The 17,704-nt window shown below is 28.6% G+C and carries 16 protein-coding genes; 2 read left to right on the top strand and 14 right to left on the bottom strand.

Annotated elements, in window-relative coordinates; all coding sequences use genetic code 11:
• Nucleotides 1-12: 12 nt before the first annotated feature.
• Nucleotides 13-2,166, bottom strand: a complete 2,154-nt coding sequence (locus tag QIA41_RS02985; RefSeq protein WP_320292803.1) for a flagellar assembly lytic transglycosylase — start codon at nucleotides 2,164-2,166, stop codon at nucleotides 13-15.
• Nucleotides 2,159-3,172, bottom strand: a complete 1,014-nt coding sequence (locus QIA41_RS02980; protein WP_320292547.1) for a hypothetical protein — start codon at nucleotides 3,170-3,172, stop codon at nucleotides 2,159-2,161. Before QIA41_RS02980 ends, QIA41_RS02985 begins: the two co-directional genes overlap by 8 nt.
• A 207-nt stretch (nucleotides 3,173-3,379) precedes the next feature.
• Here QIA41_RS02980 and QIA41_RS02975 point away from each other — a divergent pair, with 207 nt between their 5' ends.
• The gene (locus QIA41_RS02975; RefSeq protein ID WP_320292546.1) at nucleotides 3,380-4,762 is read left to right on the top strand and encodes a tetratricopeptide repeat protein; all 1,383 of its coding nucleotides are present in this window, start codon (nucleotides 3,380-3,382) and stop codon (nucleotides 4,760-4,762) included.
• A gap of 6 nt (nucleotides 4,763-4,768) precedes the next feature.
• Here QIA41_RS02975 and QIA41_RS02970 read toward each other — a convergent pair whose 3' ends face one another.
• Nucleotides 4,769-6,022 carry a M23 family metallopeptidase gene (locus tag QIA41_RS02970; RefSeq protein ID WP_320292545.1) on the bottom strand — a complete coding sequence of 418 codons (1,254 nt, stop codon included), beginning with the start codon at nucleotides 6,020-6,022 and terminating at the stop codon, nucleotides 4,769-4,771.
• A 61-nt stretch (nucleotides 6,023-6,083) separates the two neighbouring features.
• Between QIA41_RS02970 and lepB the strand changes: the two genes are divergently transcribed.
• Nucleotides 6,084-6,590: a signal peptidase I gene (lepB, locus tag QIA41_RS02965; protein ID WP_320292544.1), complete on the top strand. Its 507-nt coding sequence runs from the start codon at nucleotides 6,084-6,086 to the stop codon at nucleotides 6,588-6,590.
• A 24-nt stretch (nucleotides 6,591-6,614) separates the two neighbouring features.
• Here the strand turns inward: lepB and QIA41_RS02960 are convergent, their stop codons facing one another.
• From QIA41_RS02960 to fliQ, 11 genes are read right to left on the bottom strand one after another with little or no spacing between them, the layout of a single operon-like run.
• Nucleotides 6,615-8,084: an Hsp70 family protein gene (locus tag QIA41_RS02960; protein WP_320292543.1), complete on the bottom strand. Its 1,470-nt coding sequence runs from the start codon at nucleotides 8,082-8,084 to the stop codon at nucleotides 6,615-6,617.
• A complete protein-coding gene (locus tag QIA41_RS02955; RefSeq protein ID WP_320292542.1) occupies nucleotides 8,062-8,583 on the bottom strand; it encodes a hypothetical protein in 522 nt (173 codons plus the stop codon). Before QIA41_RS02955 ends, QIA41_RS02960 begins: the two co-directional genes overlap by 23 nt.
• Before the next feature lie 19 nt (nucleotides 8,584-8,602).
• On the bottom strand, nucleotides 8,603-8,905 hold the full coding sequence (locus QIA41_RS02950; RefSeq protein ID WP_320292541.1) for a hypothetical protein: 303 nt from the start codon (nucleotides 8,903-8,905) through the stop codon (nucleotides 8,603-8,605).
• Between the two features lie 26 nt (nucleotides 8,906-8,931).
• Nucleotides 8,932-10,836 (bottom strand): FapA family protein, encoded by a 1,905-nt coding sequence (locus QIA41_RS02945; RefSeq protein WP_320292540.1) that lies wholly within the window; start codon nucleotides 10,834-10,836, stop codon nucleotides 8,932-8,934.
• Between the two features lie 2 nt (nucleotides 10,837-10,838).
• A complete protein-coding gene (locus QIA41_RS02940) occupies nucleotides 10,839-11,318 on the bottom strand; it encodes a hypothetical protein (RefSeq protein ID WP_320292539.1) in 480 nt (159 codons plus the stop codon).
• 6 nt (nucleotides 11,319-11,324) lie between these two features.
• Nucleotides 11,325-12,212 (bottom strand): MinD/ParA family protein, encoded by an 888-nt coding sequence (locus QIA41_RS02935; RefSeq protein ID WP_320292538.1) that lies wholly within the window; start codon nucleotides 12,210-12,212, stop codon nucleotides 11,325-11,327.
• Between the two features lie 11 nt (nucleotides 12,213-12,223).
• Nucleotides 12,224-13,390, bottom strand: a complete 1,167-nt coding sequence (flhF, locus tag QIA41_RS02930; RefSeq protein ID WP_320292537.1) for a flagellar biosynthesis protein FlhF — start codon at nucleotides 13,388-13,390, stop codon at nucleotides 12,224-12,226.
• Nucleotides 13,391-13,394: 4 nt separating this feature from the next.
• Nucleotides 13,395-15,488, bottom strand: coding sequence for a flagellar biosynthesis protein FlhA (flhA, locus tag QIA41_RS02925; protein WP_320292536.1), 2,094 nt, complete (start codon nucleotides 15,486-15,488; stop codon nucleotides 13,395-13,397).
• Nucleotides 15,489-15,496: 8 nt separating this feature from the next.
• On the bottom strand, nucleotides 15,497-16,615 hold the full coding sequence (flhB, locus tag QIA41_RS02920) for a flagellar biosynthesis protein FlhB (RefSeq protein WP_320292535.1): 1,119 nt from the start codon (nucleotides 16,613-16,615) through the stop codon (nucleotides 15,497-15,499).
• Complete coding sequence (fliR, locus tag QIA41_RS02915) at nucleotides 16,615-17,403, bottom strand: flagellar biosynthetic protein FliR (RefSeq protein ID WP_320292534.1); 789 nt, start codon at nucleotides 17,401-17,403, stop codon at nucleotides 16,615-16,617. Before fliR ends, flhB begins: the two co-directional genes overlap by 1 nt.
• Before the next feature lie 36 nt (nucleotides 17,404-17,439).
• Nucleotides 17,440-17,703, bottom strand: a complete 264-nt coding sequence (gene fliQ, locus QIA41_RS02910; protein WP_320292533.1) for a flagellar biosynthesis protein FliQ — start codon at nucleotides 17,701-17,703, stop codon at nucleotides 17,440-17,442.
• Between the last annotated feature and the right edge of the window lies 1 nt (nucleotide 17,704).

The raw sequence follows: 17,704 nt of genomic DNA, 5'->3' as shown, positions 1-17,704 counted from the left end.
AATGCTCCAATACTAATTTTTGGGAAATTCGCCCATAATTTTAACTATTACCGAATCCATTCCTTTTTTTTCATACAAAGCATCATAAAATACCGAATAAACTAATATTTTTTTAATGTAATTCCTCGTTTGATTAAAAGGAATTGCCTCAATAAAAAGCTCTTTAGACAAATGTCCATAGCTTTTTTCCCACTTCCTAACATTACCAATACCCCCATTGTAAGATGCAAGAGCCTTATAAAGGCTACCTGTTGTTGAGATTCTTTTTTTCAAATAATATGTCCCAATTATTATATTATCTCTTGGGATCTTTAAATCATAATCAAAATACTTGAGTTCTTTAGAAATATCATTCGCTGTTGCCGGCATAACCTGCATAAGGCCAACAGCACCGGGCTTAGAAACGGCATTTTTCTCAAAGCTACTCTCTGCTTTTATTAAAGAAAATACAATGCTGGTTTCAATCCCACGCCTTTTAGCCCAATATTCCACTAAAGATCCATATAAATAGGGATAAAGCCTTTTATAGTCATTCTCCATTAAAGAAGATTCATCTTGGCTTACAAGATAATTAATCACAAGGGTTGCATCGTAATAATTTTCACTCTTTAAAAGTTCATCGTATACTCTTCGATAAAAATCGAGTGAAAATCTATATCCATTCCTAAAATCCTCAGAAATAAATTCTCTAACATATCGACAAAGATTGAATTTTAAAAACCCTTCCAAAAAAATCTCATAATCAGATTGCTCGTATTTAGCATCAAACTTATTTGCAAAAAATTCATCAATATTTTGATCTAATAAGTATCTGCTCATAAATGAAGAATAAGACCATTTATCATAATTAACAGCAGCATGCAAAAGACTATTATATTCTCCGCTTACATTGGGTTTAATTAATTTATGATATATAAGCCTAGCATTAATAAAGGCGAGCTTAGATAAAATAGGATCAGAAATAACTTTTTTAGCATTATAATAAAGTTTATATAGATTATCATAGTCTTCAAGTTGAATTGATTCTAAAATATACTCTTCTAAAATTTTAATAAAAGTAGAATTTTTTTTATCGCTCTCTGTATAAAACTTGGCTACGCTTTCGGCAAAATAATCTCTTGTATTTTTGGTATATATTAAATTACTAAAAGCCGTATTAAGCAAAGCAAGTCTATTAATCTCATTATTAAGATTCAAACCTTCAAGATACTCTTTCAAAAGAATAAAACCTGAATTATTTTTTTTCCTAAGATTTAAAATACCTAAATAATAATTCTTATATTTGCTCTTTATTTTACTAAAGAATGTTAAAGCATTTGAAATTTTACCAGAACCAATATAAGCCTTATAAATATCGCTTAATATAATATTATTGTCATAATAATCACTCAAACCATTTTTATTCAATATATTTATTGCACTATTAAAATTACCATTTGCCACTTCATACTTAAACTTAACAAGATTTAAAAAATTTGCACCAAAGTGCTTAGATTTATTTTCAATAATAAAGTAATCATAAGCCCTTACATGCAAATTATTTGCATGTAAATTCTCAAAAAGTTCATTAAAATAAATTTTTGATTCACCTATATTAGAAAGATTAAGATAAAGAGCTGCTTTTAACAAAATATTTTCATTTTCCTGATAATCAGAAAATTTCATCTTATCAAGCTTATTTAAAAGACTAAGTGCCTTATCGTTTTTCTTTTGCCAATAAAGACTTTTGAAGTATCCTAGCATAATAAATTTATTATTTTCGTATTTCTTATAAAGTCTCTCTCCAATCAATTCAGATGCAGAATACTCTTTTATTGAGTTAAAATATTCAATAAGTTTAATTCCAGCAAACTGAGATGAAATACTGTCCCCACTAGCTATAGCTTTTTTCATATACTCTACAAATTTCTCTTCAAATCCTATTTTCTTAAACAAATAAGCTACATATACATAGGAACTTGAATCTATGTTAAAATGCTCATCAAAATTCTTTTTTGAATAATCAAAATTCCATAACCAATTCAAATTGTTTAAATCAAACTCTCTTGAATGCAAACTGATAAAATCACTACCCGAAATTCCTTTTTTTACAAAGCAAGAAAATAAACTTAAAAATAAAAAAAGAAAAAGAAAATTTTGCGATACGCAAGAATTTCTATTAAACATGTTGACCTTTCCCATATCTCTCAATTTTATTTTTACTACATTCAAAATAATATGATACAAAATCTCTGGGCTTTAAAATTTTTGAAAAAACTAAAAATAAAGAAAAAAATATCAACAAAAAAAGAGAAATAAGACTCAAATATAGCATAGGAGAATGAACTATTCCCTCGCTTGAATTTATTTTGAAATTACTCCTCACCATATCATTTTCAAAATCTTCTCTAAGATCTAATTCAATATCTTCATCTGAAGTATCTATTAAATCCTTGTCAATATCTGCAATAATGTCTTCAACGCTTAAATCATGCAAATCTTCTTCAGAAGAAGATTCTTCTAATTTTTGAAACTCAAAATTATCAAGATTCAAAGATTCCTCATCAATATACTCAATTTTTTTAGTTTCCAAGTTAGACTCTTTAGAATCAAAATGAATATCCTGGTAGTCCTCATCAAAATTTTCAAAATCTGAAGCATTTAACTCATTTTTTTTATCTTCTTCGGTTTTAGAGTCTAAAGAATTACCAGTGAACACACTTAAATCAGAAACATTCTTTTTGACCAAATCATCTTTTTCTTCAAAATTCAAATCAAATTCAGAACCCAAATTTTCAACAGACAAATCACTACTAATGTCGCTTTTAAAATCATTTAAAAGATTGCTCTCCTCATAAGATTCTTTAAAAGCTTGATTATAATCTATAAGACTTAAATCAAACTTTGATTTATCTTGGATACCATCAGATTCGCTATAAACATAAAGTATTTCATCTGTAACTTTGAAATAAAGGTTTACACTCAAGCTTTCCTTTTTTAAATTATCCAAGAAAAAAGAACCAACTAAAAAAGGATTTAAAAAATCTTCATATTCACTAACATAAAAATTCAACTTAATGCTAGTATCACCTGCAATCTTACCCAATATTACTCTCTTAACAGAACTATCATCTAAATTTAAAACCGAATAATATTCATTATTAGATAATCTAATTGCTAAAAACCCTTTCAAAAATTAACCTCTTTGCTTTATTTTTTATTTTATTGAAACCAAACTTATGTACTAATTATAGTTATTATTATTAATATAACTATAATATAATATAAATAATGTGATGTTCAACTCGCAAATTACTTTTAATTTAGGTAAATAACTTTTCTTAAAAGTAGCTATGGTGATGCGAATTAATGAGATATTTTAAATTTAGGAGCAATACGAGTGTTATCGCTATTTATAGTAATCTCTTCATTGACAGTGTTTGTTTTAGTGTTTTTATTTTTTAAAATAGCATTAAAACTTACAATAGGCAAAACTAAAGGAAAAATAAAAAAAGATGACGAGAGAACACGAAAATTAATCGAAAGAGCAATCTCCCTATTAAAAGCAAATCCAAACGAAATAGGTGCCCTTGAAATTTTAAATGATTACTACTATAAAAATAAAGACCATGAAAATGGTATAAAATATGCAAAAAAATTATGCCAATTAACAGAAGACAACCCAATAAGCAAAGAAATAAATACATTTAAAGCTTTCTTAAGCTATGGATTTTACAATCTTGAAAGAAATTTTAACAGAGAAGCCTTAGAATTTTTAAAAAAAGCTTACCTGATAAAAAAAACAGATGAGGATGTGAATTATTATCTTGGTATAGCATTCTTAAAAAACGAAATGTTTAAAGAAGCTCTATACTACCTTACAAAGGTCTACAAGTTTAATAAAAATAATAAAGACATTCTAAAATACATAGGAATAACTTTATTTAATCTGGAAAATTATAGAAAAGCTGCTGGAATATTTAATAATATAAAAAAACACATACAAGGCGACATTGACGCTCTCTTAGCATATGCTAAATCTTTGTCAAAAATGAACCAAGATCACTTGGCACTAGAGATTGCTAACAAAATAAAACAAAAAGACGGAATGATTTATGAAGCTTTATTAATTACATCTGAGATTCATTCAAAAAATAAAGAAGTGGAGAAATTAGAACAAAATATTAAAGAAATAATAAAAGTAAAACCTGACTTGCCTAAAAAAATTTTCCTTGAATTGTTTTATAATCTTGGAGAACTCCAAATCTCTGTTGAAAATTATCAAAAAGCTACTGAAGCTTTTACTAAAGTTGAGGATATTGATCCAAATTACAAAAAAATTAGAGAAAGATTAGAATTTAGCAAAAGATTAAACGAAAACATAGCCTTAAGAATATATCTGCGCAGTTCAAAAGAAAATTTTGAAAAAATAGCAAACGAAATTATTTTAAAACTATATTTAAATAAATTCCAAGTAAGAGATTTTAAAATAAACGAAATAACAACACAATTTATTGATATGAACTTTCACCTAGCTAACAATCAATGGGAAGAGAATTTAATAGTACGCTTTGTAAGAACTGAACAAGATACTTTTGGTGAATTATTCTTAAAAGATTTCATTTCAAAAATAAAAGAAAATAAAATAAAAGGACTCTGCATTGCCCCATCAAAATTCTCTTTAAAGGCGAAACAAATGATTGAAGGTAGGCTTATTGATCTAGTAGAGGGTAAAAAACTAACTCAAATACTTAAAAAAATTAACATATCCAAATACACCTAAAAACCACTACCTTAAATATTTCATGGGATTTTCAGTTTTGCCATTCTTAAAAATGGTAAAATGTAGGTGATTGCCTGTGCTATAACCAGTACTTCCCATATAACCTATTACCGCTCCTCTTGAGACTCTTTTTCCAACTTTAACAGCAAAAGAATTCAAATGTGCATATAAAGTTTGAAATCCGTTGCTATGAGAAATAACAATATATTTTCCATACCCTCCCGCATTAAATCCTACAGTTACAACAATACCCTCTCTTGAGGCTTTAATAGGGGTATTGGCTAAATTTGCAATATCTATTCCATTGTGAAAGCTAATAACTTTTGTAAAAGGATCTGGTCTATAGCCATATCCTGAAGTAATAATACCTTGCACAGGATAAATAAAAGTCTCTCCTAATACCTCTTTTAAAAAATCTTTGGGCAATCTTCCTCCAGGAATAAACAATTTTTGCCCCAAAACTAAAACTTCATTATCAAGATTATTAGAATCTAAAATATCTACCTTGGGAATATTATAGGCACTAGCTATAGATGAAATAGAATCATTTTTTTTAACAACATAAACAATTCCTTTCATATTAGGAACTTTAATAACTGAATTTGGCCTAATATTCCTTACATCTTTAATTTCATTAAAAGAAATTAAAGTTTCACTGGTTGTCTGGTATCTAGCTGCAACATGAGAAAGGGTTTCTCCTGGTTTGATTTTATGATCAAATACCTTCAATACAAAATTTTTTTTAAATTCAGGAACATTTGAAGAAACATTAGACTCAAGCAAATAGCTACTAATTTGCGCTACATCTTGATCGCTATAATATAAAAATGTATCAATAAAATAATCTTTTGGAAAAGTAAGCCTATTTAAAAAAATATACGAACCATAATAAGAAAAAATATCAATATAAAATACTAATATAAAAATAAAAATTATTGCATTAAGCTTAAAACCAAGCTTATAATCAAATTTTATGCTAAACATGTCAAAAACTTTTTTTCTCAAACTCTTATAATAATATTTGTATTCATAATGATTAATATTTTGTATTTTAAGATTATATAAAAATAAAGAAACTTTTTTTAAAAAAAAATCAATTTTTCTAAAAAAGTTTTTAAACTTGAAAACTTTTTTTCTCGTTTTGCGAATATTTCCAATATTTGCAAAATCTTTTAATTCAAAATTAACACTCTTTTTGTTATTGAATAAAAAATTTTTTTTACGTTTTTCTACCCTTTGCTTTTTTTTTGGTATAATCATAACATGCCATTTCATTATACAATAGAAAATTGCATTTTAATGAAAGCATAGTTTAAAAGTTATGAGAATATTTAAAGCTCACAAATATGAATTAGCAGCAATTTTAGTCGCTTCCTTATTTTTAATAGTCTTAATAAAGTTATTCTTATCATTTTATATAGTAAAAGGCGAATCAATGACTCCAAAAATATTTGATAAAAATTGGATTGTAAGTCACAAATTTGCATATGGATTTAGGATCAAAAATCACCAGAAATATCTTTTATTATGGAAAAGTCCTAAAAAAAATGAAATGGTAATTATTGAAGATCCTATAACAAAAAAAATTGCAATAAAAAAAATTTTTGCAATCCCAGGAGAGAAATTTAAACAAATAGAAAAAAATAAAATATGTATACACGACTTAAATTTTAAAATAGATGAAAATATTTTAAAAAAAAATACTAAAAAAATTCCTGACAATCACTATTTAGTCATAGGGGAAAATAAAAAAACCTCATTAGACTCAAGAGATTACGGATTCATAAAAATTGACAATATACTAGGAAAAATAATTTATTACTTTTAAAAAATATTTTATCCTTTTAAGTTCTTAATCAATAATACTTGTAAAAGTATTTGAAAGGCTCTCTTTTACTACATTATCAGATGAACTTGTAATTTTTATCTCGATAAAATTATAAGAATTTGTCTCCAAATCTTTAGCATTAACACTTAGAATACCACTCTCATTTAAAGTAAAAAGTACCTCTATTTTAGGGATCCCTTTTAAAGCTTTTTGAATATTGCCAAAGGAAAATCTACCAATAGAATGATTTAAGGAAGCTTTTTTATATTCACCTTGAAGTATATGAATCTCAATTTCATCTTGATAATCATTAGTAGTCGTAAATAGTTTGCTTCTAGAAACTGGTAAGGCAGTATTTCTCTCTATCAAAGTAAAAAATTCATTGCCCATTATCTCAAGTCCAAGAGAATAAGGGGTTACATCTTTAAACTTAATAACAGAATCATTTCTAGAAAGACTAAAAGCATGAATGCCTGCGCCAATAGCTACAACTTCATCTTGATTTAAAGAATCTAAAATAGAAGCAGAAGGAAAGGATTCCTTTAAAACTTTTTCAATCAAAGGAATCCTTGTTGAACCACCAGAAAGTATAATTTTAGAAACACTATTAATATCAACTCCAGAATCAGCAATACATTCCATAGACAATTGGATAGTTCTATCAACATATTCGCCTATCATTAAATTAAATTCATTCCTTTTAAGCTTATAACTTAAATGCTTACCATCAAGAAAAAGCAAAGTGATGTCAACCTCTTCCATAACAGATAAATTTTTTTTACCCTCTTCAATTCGCTCTCTTAGCTCTTCAAGAAGAAAAACATTTTCTAAATTAAAATCAGAATATTCATTTTTAAAACTATCTAAAACATGCTTTTCAATAATTTTATTAAAGTCATTTCCCCCAAGTCGACTTTGTCCTTTAACCGAAAGAACAGTATAAGTGTCTCCTTGTTTTTCCATAAGAGTTACATCAAAAGTTCCACCTCCAAGATCATAAATAAGAAAAATTCCATCAATTTGCTTTTCAAAAGCATAAGCAATAGCGGCTGCGGTTGGTTCATTAAGTATAGCCTTACAATTCAAACCAGCAAAATTTGCAGCCTCAACAACACCTCTTCTTTGAATCTCGGAAAAATATGCAGGAACTGTTATTACAGCATTTTCAATCTCCTCATCTAAAAATTTTTCAGCGTTCCTTTTAACACTAGAAAGCAAATGTGCTGAAATATACTCTGCTCTATATAATTCACCATCTACTTTATAAAAAGTATTAGAACCTATGTTGGTCTTAAAATCATAGAATGTTTTTTGAGGATTAACTAATATTTGATTTTTAGCGGCATTTCCAACAAGAACACTTTTATCTGAGAAAGAAACAATAGAAGGGGTCATTCGTTCACCCCTTTCATTTAATATTATTTTAGAACTAACATCAAAATACGATGCTACAGTATTAGTGGTTCCAAGATCAATACCTATCCATTTTTTCATGAATACCTCCCCTATGTATTGAAACAATTAACTCAACCTCACCTAGATCTAATTTAAATCTCTTAGCAATAGCTTCAAAAGACATGCCTTGTTCATGGAGCAAAATAATCTGATTACGAACATTATAACTTTCTTTAATTATATTTTTTTCAATAGTAGGCATAGAATAATCCAAATTGCTTTTATAAATTCCATCACTCTTAGATCCAAAATTAGAAGAACTACTTCCAGGAATAGAACTATTGTTAAACCCCAACAATCTCTGATCAAGAATTTCAATTCTCTCGTCAACTTCTTTAATGATTCTATTTAGACTTTCAATTTTTATTTCAATAATATTAATATTTCTATCTGTAGCTTGATTAATTTCAATAATTGTTTTATCTACCTCACTTTTGAACTTTTTAAGTATGCTATTAGATTTTATTTTTAAATTAATATATACATGAAAATATATAAAAATAAATATAATCAAAACAAGATAAAAAACAATAAACATATAAAAGCCCTAAAACATTTCATCTCTTAATATTAACATTTTTACCAATTTTAGGATCTTCAAATTTGTCAGAATATAAACTCAGAATTACCGCCTCTTCATTTTTATTTTTTTTAACCGAAAATGAGTAAAAAAAATTATCCCCAACTTTACTAACTGCATATACATTACTAACCTCAGAATCAGTATGACAATCTCTTAAAAATCTAAATCTAGCATTTTGATTAATTTTTAATCTTTTGCGCTTTTCATCTTCAATTAAAAGTTGATTAGCCTTAAAAGAACTAACAACAGACATTTTAAAAACTCCAAATGTATCCATATCTAAATCCTTATATCAACAACCATTCACCTAGATTTAAAAGGAATATAGGTCATAACTTTAATATAATTATCATCCTCTACGAAAGTAACATTGCTGTAATCTTTTGGAAGCTCATAAAAAGCATTCTTAATATAAAGCTTAACACCTGAGCAAGCTATATTTTCAACAGAAATTTTACCCTTTATCTTGGTATTTTCAAGCTCATTTTGCAAATCAATTCGCTTAGCCTCTATCATTTTTATTTCCATTTTAAGAATTTTACTCTCATTCACAAATTCGTTGTAACTATCAATCTTTAAGGATTTTTCTGACTTATCTGTAATAAGCACAATATTCTTTTTTAAAGCAACAATATCCTTGGTTAAAACTTCTAATCGCTTTTCAATCTTTTCAAGATAATTAGTAAAGCTGGTTAATAAATCTTTAATTTCGGGATCATAACCAACATCAATGCAAGTTTCATAACTTCTATCAGAGCCTAAAGAATAAGCTCTGACTTCTTCTTTAGCACAAACATTAGAACCAACTATTTTTGATTTTTTACCAATGCAAAGAACCTTCTTTTTAGAAGAAACTGAAGAATTCACAATGCCTCTTAAAACTTCAACCTCCCCACCACAATTTAAAGTAACATTTTCTAAAAACTTAGCCCTAATATTACCCCGTGCATAAATTTTAGAATCACCCTTGCCATTCACACCGCTATGGAAAATAATAGACCCATCCGTTTTTAAATTGCATCTGCCAACTAATCCTTTCACCTCTATTCCACTTTTAGCCATAATATTGTATCCATCTAAAACACTGCCTTGAACAATAACCATTCCATTATTTACTATATCTCCAGTAGCAGGTCCAACATCACCCTTGACTAAATAAACATTATGGACAGATATTACACCATCTGAAACAGACATATACCCATTACATTTTGAAAGAATTTTATAACCATCTCTAAGAGTATTTTCGCCTAAAACAAAATTAATATCCTGTCCACTCTCTGATTTTAATACTTTGCCGAAAACAGTATAACCATCTACACCTCTCTCAAAAGGAATAATTCTAGCCAATTCCTCGCCTTCAACAACATTCCTAAAACCTAAACTTGAAACTTCATATTCACCAAGCCCATTATTACTATCAACAATAAAGTCAATATAAGAATCCTTACCCTTTACTGGTTCTAATCCTTTTGCAAGCTCAACAGGTTCACCATAAACAGGATAATCCACAAAATTTGCTACTTTATCCTTAAGTATTGCAATGTCTATCACGCCATATTTTCTAAGGATATTGAAAATATCTTGTGCAAAAATTTCAGCCCCATTGATTCCAGGAGTGGTAAATTCAATAGTAACTGACATTGAATTTTCTGATATTTGGACCATCATTGTAACATTTTCAGAAGGATCAGATTCAAAATCAGCAATTTTTTCATAGTATCCACTAGCATTCTCAACTATACTCTTCACAATGTCTTTATTGACCTTTTCAATATTGTTATGCAATTCTAATTTAGAGATAATATCTTGATACTTAATAGGGATTCCTTGACCCCTTGATGGGACAACCTTTAAAAATACACCTTTAGAAGATTTCCTAATAAAAAATTCACCATCCGATGAAATCGTTTTTTCTTCTCCTGAATCATTTTTTGAATCAAAAGATACTTTGGGCTTGCCAAAAGAATTCCTGTAAGCAGCTATTTTCCACTTTTTTCTTCCATACCCCAATATACCATTACTACCTTTTAACAAAATCTCATAGTCTAATTCTTTATAAGGCACTGAAAGCTCTAAAGAAGCATCATTTAAAGCCTCTTCAAGGGTATCTGCTTCTATTTCCATCAAATCAACATGACTTTCTTTTTCCAAATAAGCTCGCATTTTATCACAAAGTTCAGAAAAATTCATAGCCCTGGTATCCATATTTATTCCTTCTTGCTCATTAAAGTTTTAATAGCATCTGCAACAACTTTTGGATCATTATTTTCAATAAACGACATTTTTTTAATTTTGTTATTTTCCTCACTCATGTCTTCAGTTTCAAACTTATACTTTTTAATCTCTTCTGCAAAATCAACACTATTACTGTCATTTTGAGAGTTATCGTAAAGAGAATTTTTATTTTGAAAATCTTGATTTTCATTAAAATTGTTATAAACCTTTTTGTCATCTTGAAGCTTATTTTTCATATCACTAGACAATTCTGACAAAAAAAGACTCGACAAATATTTCTTATAGATAAACTCGATTAAAAGTCCAATAATAAAAAAAAATATAAACTGCAAAAAAGATCTAACCAATATTGTAAAAAATGGTAAGCCACTAAACAAACCTAAAACTGCCGAAACAAATAGTGCTGAGACACTAGCTAATAAAATATACTTTAATTCCCTACTTACAAACATAATGCCTTATTCCACGCCAAAAAATCTTAATATAAAGCCAATAACGCCTCTTCTTTTTCTGCTATCTAGAGAAACCTCCTCAAGAGTAGCAACAATAGAATCAAGACAATAGCTAGCTTTGCTATTTGGATTTACCAAAACAAAAGGTTTTTGCTTAAAAACAGAACTTCTAATATTTTGGTCCTCATAAATATACCCCAAATAGTCAATATTTAAATTTAAAAATTGACCTGAAATGTCTATAACCTTTTTAGCAACCCCTTTAGCCTCACTAACATTAGCCACTCTATTAACAATAAGTCTTAAATTTTTTAAATTTTCCATCTTATAAGACAAAACCTTTATTATTCCATAAGCATCGGTAATAGAAGTGGGCTCTGGAGTAGTAACAATAACAACATCATCACTGGAAAGCAAAAACGAAATAACTTGCCTTGAAATCCCAGCACTGGTGTCTATTACAACTATATCATATTCATATATTTTTAATAATTCTTTTATAAATTTATTAACATCAACATCAGAAAGATCTAAAAGCTCCATTGTCCCAGAAGCACCGGCTAAAAGATCAATATTGTACTCTGTCTTTGTTATCACTTCCCTAATATCACGACTTTGAGTAATCATGTGATATATACTATACTTGGGAATAACTCCAAGCAAAATATTAACATTAGCCATTCCAATGTCAGCATCAAGTATTAATACCTTTTTGCCAAGCTCAGAATATTTAAGAGCAAGTCCAATCGCAATATTGCTTTTGCCAACACCGCCTTTGCCACTACTAACGGCAATAAATCTTGTTTTACTGTTTTGAACCTTCTCATCAACTGAAAAATTAAATTTACCATTTAATCTCATCATATCTCTTAAACTTTGAGCTTGATCTTCCATTATAACTTTCCTTAATAATAAGATTTACTTTTTATCTTCTTAATAAATTCTGCATCATCGCTTATTCTGTAGCCATTTATTCTTCTAATAAAAGTAAGTGGTTCTGCAACACTAATATTATGAGGAACAATTTGCCCATCCGTAACATAAGAAACTACTTTTTTCATTTCATAAATCAAACTTATGAGATTTCCAACACAAGTAGTTTCATCCACTTTGGTAAAAATCACAGTTTTATAATTAAAAGGAGAGAATTGATGAAATATTTCCTTAACATCTGATGTTTTTGTAGTAGAACTCACAGCCAAATGAAATTCAGCATCTCTTCCACAAGCATTAAGAAGCTCTTTCATCTCAGCAAGCTTCATAAAATCTTTAGGACTTTTGCCAATTGTATCAACAAGTATAAGATCAAAATCCTTTGAATCCGTAATTTCATCTTTTAAATCTTTAAAAGACTCAATTGCTCTAACCGGAATACCCATAATATCGCCATAAGTTTGAATTTGTTTTTTAGCTCCAATACGATAATTATCAATAGTAATAATCTTGATATTCAAACTCTTAGATTCCCCATTAATACCATAAATTGCCGCAAGTTTTGCGATTGTGGTGGTCTTCCCAACGCCTGTTGGACCAACTAAAATAAAAACTCTTTTCTTAAGACCATCAATAATAGACCCAGAACATTTAATTGTCTTTGCAATATACAAAACAACGTCCTCTCGAACTCTCTCGTAGTCATCAAGATCTGACAAACTGAATTCTCTCTTAATAAACTCATTAATGTCTTTAATATAGTTTTCAGAAAAATCATTTTCTCTTAAAATATCTTCAATTTTTGTAATTGTTGGATGATTAATATTTTCTTTTTTATGAGCAAGTTCTGTTTTAAGAGACTTAACTTCTTTGAGCACATCTTCGATTGAAGAATTTTCTTCTCTTTTAATGCTTTGAAGAATCTTTCGCTTTTCATCTTCAACATTAATCTGTTGATTACCAATATCATATCTAACATAACCTGAAACTTCAACCCAATCTTTGCTAAACAAACCTAAAATTCCCCCATGAGGAACAGTTTTATAGGTCATAACTCTAGCATTTTTACCATATTTTTTCTTAATTATTTCTATAACTTCATTATAAGTTGGACCTTTTTCTGTAAAATATTGAACCATAATACTATTCTTCAACCTCTACTGTTTTAAGAACATTAACTTTAATATTTTGGGGAACCTCTAAAACAGACATAACAACAAGGTCTGGAATTTCTCTGCTTGTTATCACTTTTATTATAGGCCTTGATGATTCACTTGAAAGAATAACTGGATAAAACCCTTCTGCTTGAACCTCATTTACAATTTTAAAAAGTTCATAAATAAATTTGGTTTTCAAATTAGGATCAATTGAACTTATAAGATCATGATTAGATTCTACTCGAGAATCAATTATTATTTGTTCAAAATTAGGATTTAAAGTTATTACATTAAGCTCGAAATTTAAGTCTAAATACCCACTAGTTATTTGCCTTCCAACTGCTTGCCTACATTTTTCAATTAAGAAAAATATATCCTTAGTAATACTTGTAAAATCTGCAATTGTTTCAAAAATTGTAACCAAATTACGAATTGAAACCTGCTCTTTTAAAAGACCCTGCAAAACCCTTTGAATCTCCCCAACTGAAAAATTCTTAAGAACCTCTTCAACAATAGCCCCATAATCTTTCTTAAAAACATCAAGGGTATTTTGAACATCTTGACGAGTTAAAATTTCATAAGAATGTCTTTTAATAAGCTCTGTCATGTGAGTGGCAATAATTGAAGGGGGATCTACAACGGTATATCCCAATTTTTCAGCAGTTTCTCGCCCTTCATCATTTACCCAAAGAGAAGGAAGTCCAAATGAAGGATCCTTAACAAGCTCCCCATCTATTCCAGAATCAATTCCAACATTTATCACTAAAAATTTACCAAGTTTAATCTCACCCCGACCAACTTCAACTCCTCTTAGTTTAAAAGAATAAACATTTGGTTGAAGTCGCATATTGTCAACTATTCTAATCTTAGGCACAACTATTCCAAATTCAAATGCAATCTCACGTCTTATCTTAACAATTCGATCAAGTAGTTCAGAGGTTTTTGTATCATCAACTATTGGAACAAGATTATACCCAATCTCAAGAGCTAATGGATCAAGAGGAACAACAGGGGCAACATCCTTATCTGAATAAATTGACGCCTGCTCTTCTTCCAGTTTCATTTTTTCATTAATTTCTTCTTTGCGCTTTATTCCAGAAAGAGAATAAGCTAAAAATGCAATCAGCAAGCTTAAGAAAATAAGAATTAAAGTTGGAAATCCAGGAAGAAAAGCTAAAAAAAACAAAAATCCAGAAACAATCCAATAAATTCCCAAATGATTTGTGAATTGTTCAAAAACCTCGCCACCAAAACTATTTTTTGAAATCGACCTAGTGACAATCAAGCCAGTAGCCGTTGAAATTAAAAGAGAAGGCAATTGAGATACAAGCCCATCACCAACCGTTAATGCAACATAATTATTAAGAGCTTCTCTAAAGTTGAGACCTTGCAAAGTTATTCCCACCAACAAGCCCCCAAGAATATTTATAATGGTTATTAAAAATCCAACCTTAACATTTCCTGACACAAATTTAGAAGCTCCATCCATTGCGCCATAAAAATTAACCTCGGATTGTAAATCATTTTTTTGCCTTGTAGCTTCTTCTTCTGTCAAATTTCCAGAACTATAAGCAGAATCAATAGCCATTTGCTTGCCAGGAAGCGCATCAAGAGCAAATCTAGCTGCAACTTCAGCTACCCTTGTTGCTCCTTTGGTAATTACAATAAATTGAACAGCAATGATTATTATAAATATTATAAATCCAACAACAAGTCCTTGAATTCCAGAACTTCCTACAACAAATGTACCAAATGTTCTTATCATTTGTCCATCAAAATTTATGCCTTTAGTTAAAATCAATCTGGTAGAAGAAATATTAAGAACAAGTCCAAAAATAGTCATCACAAGCAACAATGTGGGAAAAACGGAGAAATCTAGAGATCTCTTAGAATAAAGAACAATTAAAATAATTAAAAGGCTTATTACTAAATTAACAGTAATCAAAACATCCAAAACAACTGCGGGAAGGGGTAGAATAAATCCGGCAACAATAAATATTAAACCAACCGAAATTATTAAATCAGACTTATTATTAAGTCCTAAATATCCTAATATAGAATTTTTTCTAGCATCCAACAATAGAACCTCTAATTAAACTTTTTAGTAATAGAATACACTCTCACAAGAATTTTTGAAACAACCTCCCAATATTCTCTTGGAATCTCTTCGTTAACCTTAACATTAGCATAAAGCGCTCTTGCAAGCAGCTTATTTTCCATTAAAGGAACATTATTTTCTCTAGCAATTTTTTTAATCGCTAAGGCCATTTCATCTTGACCTTTTGCAAGCACCTTTGGAGCTAGCATTGTTTCGCTATCCCACTTAATAGCAACTGCAAAATGTTCTGGATTTGTAATTACCACATCTGCCTGAGGAACAGCCACTCTTAAATTAGTACCTAAAACAATCCTCATTCTTTCCCTTATTCTAGATCGAAGCAAAGGATCGCCTTCCATTTCTTTTCTCTCCTGCTTTACCTCTTCTTTTGTCATTTTCAAACTATCAATGTACTGAGATCTTTGAAACAAGTAATCAAACACCCCTACAATTGCCAAAAACACTACCGAGAAAAAACATATCTTATAGGCAAGCACTAACACAATAGAAATCCCAGACTGAAGTGTATACTCCGAAAGCTTAGAAATTTTGCCTATATTGTTTTCTATAATAAAATAATATATAAAGCATATTATAACAACTTTTAACAAACTTTTAAATAAATTGAAAAAAGCTCCGGCTGAAAAAAAAGAATTTTTTGCCCACCTGGAAAAATTAAAACTAATTTTATCCCACCTTGGCTCCAAAGATTTAAAAGTAATAAAAAAGCCTACTTGAATAATATTAATAAAAAAATTAACAACTAAGGATGCAAAAAAAAACAAAACTACATACCCTACAATAGATCTAATATATGCAAAACCCATAGCATAAACACTCATTTTCATAACTTCAGGAAGCTTACTAGCCTGCTCTTTAAAAACAGCCGCTAAATCTAAAGCAAAATAAGAAAGCATGAAAAAAAACAATGCAAATAACAACAAAAGACTAATAGCGGTATTAATTTCAACAGACTTTAATACTCGTCCCTCTTCTCTTGCTTTTTGCTTTTTCTGGTCGGTGGGTAATTCTGTTCTTCCCTCATCATCTGCTGAAAAAAAATCAAGGGGAATATACCAACTTTTAATTAAAAATTTATCTTTTGTCATTATTCTAAAACTCTAGAAAACAATTTTAAAAAACTAGTAAGGGATTCTAAAGAAAGTTCAATAACTCTTTTTGAAGATATTGCTAAGCTTGGAAATCCAATATATAAAATTAATAACCCTAAAAATAGTGAAGTTGAAAAACTAATTATTAATAAATTAATCTGGGGAGATGATTTTGAAAGTATTCCTAACACTAAATAAAAAAGTAAAAGCAAAGACAATATTGGAAACGAAATTAATAAAGCTTTTTCAAAAAGGAATCCAAAAGACATAAGTAAAAGCCTAACAAATTCTGAATTTTTCATATTAACCAAATGCTCAACTCTAATATTTAAAACAGAATCATATATGCCTATCACAAAAAACCTAAGTAAAAAATCACTTGATAAAAACAAAAGTAAAAATAAATAAGCAAAAATTTGTGAAATAATCATGCTATCTTCTTCTGAAAAAACATCAAAAACATTTGCATAAGCAAGTCCAATTTGATTAGAAAAGAAAAATCCAACTAAATGAAAAACATTAAAAATTATACTAACAAAAAATGCCTGAATAAGGCCCAAAATAGCTTCTCCAGATAAAATCAATATAAAAGAAAACATATTATCTAAGGGATAAATAATATTAATCTTTTCAACAACAATTATAGAGAGAATCAAAGAAAAGAAAAAATTAAAATACCCCATTTTTATTGTTGAAAAAAATGGAGAAAATTTTAAAAACATAAAAATTCTAACTAACACGGGTAAAATTGTAAAAGATTTTAAAACCAAAAAATTCAAATTCAAAATTTCATCCAAATAATACCAATTTTAAGCCATAAATTAAACATTTGGCAATTGATTGAAAATCATATAAGTAAACCGCATAAGCTTATTCAAAATCCAAGGACCGAAAATCACAATAGTTAAAAGTATAACAATAATCTTTGGAATAAAGCTTAAAGTTTGATCCTGAATTGAAGTAATAGCTTGAAAAATCGAAATCAAAAGACCAACTATAAGAGCTATAATCAACATTGGAGCTGATAAAATAATAATGTTTTCAATAGAAATTCTAATTAAATAGAGAATGTGTCCTGCAGTCATA

Origin of the sequence: Borreliella sinica (assembly GCF_033969665.2) — a bacterium.
GTDB lineage: Bacteria > Spirochaetota > Spirochaetia > Borreliales > Borreliaceae > Borreliella > Borreliella sinica.
Note: the sequence above shows the minus strand (reverse complement) of the source record. Positions and strands in the feature narration are given on the sequence as shown.

Excerpts from the sequence above, each read along its gene's own strand:
- flhB (WP_320292535.1), bottom strand. The coding sequence starts at position 16,615 with ATGACAAAAGATAAATTTTTAATTAAAAGTTGGTATATTCCCCTTGAT.
- flhF (WP_320292537.1), bottom strand. The coding sequence starts at position 13,390 with ATGGTTCAATATTTTACAGAAAAAGGTCCAACTTATAATGAAGTTATA.
- lepB (WP_320292544.1), top strand. The coding sequence starts at position 6,084 with ATGAGAATATTTAAAGCTCACAAATATGAATTAGCAGCAATTTTAGTC.
- QIA41_RS02945 (WP_320292540.1), bottom strand. The coding sequence starts at position 10,836 with ATGGATACCAGGGCTATGAATTTTTCTGAACTTTGTGATAAAATGCGA.
- fliQ (WP_320292533.1), bottom strand. The coding sequence starts at position 17,703 with ATGACTGCAGGACACATTCTCTATTTAATTAGAATTTCTATTGAAAAC.
- QIA41_RS02970 (WP_320292545.1), bottom strand. The coding sequence starts at position 6,022 with ATGATTATACCAAAAAAAAAGCAAAGGGTAGAAAAACGTAAAAAAAAT.
- QIA41_RS02950 (WP_320292541.1), bottom strand. The coding sequence starts at position 8,905 with ATGGATACATTTGGAGTTTTTAAAATGTCTGTTGTTAGTTCTTTTAAG.
- QIA41_RS02985 (WP_320292803.1), bottom strand. The coding sequence starts at position 2,166 with ATGTTTAATAGAAATTCTTGCGTATCGCAAAATTTTCTTTTTCTTTTT.
- QIA41_RS02935 (WP_320292538.1), bottom strand. The coding sequence starts at position 12,212 with ATGGAAGATCAAGCTCAAAGTTTAAGAGATATGATGAGATTAAATGGT.
- QIA41_RS02955 (WP_320292542.1), bottom strand. The coding sequence starts at position 8,583 with ATGTTTATTGTTTTTTATCTTGTTTTGATTATATTTATTTTTATATAT.
- QIA41_RS02960 (WP_320292543.1), bottom strand. The coding sequence starts at position 8,084 with ATGAAAAAATGGATAGGTATTGATCTTGGAACCACTAATACTGTAGCA.
- QIA41_RS02940 (WP_320292539.1), bottom strand. The coding sequence starts at position 11,318 with ATGTTTGTAAGTAGGGAATTAAAGTATATTTTATTAGCTAGTGTCTCA.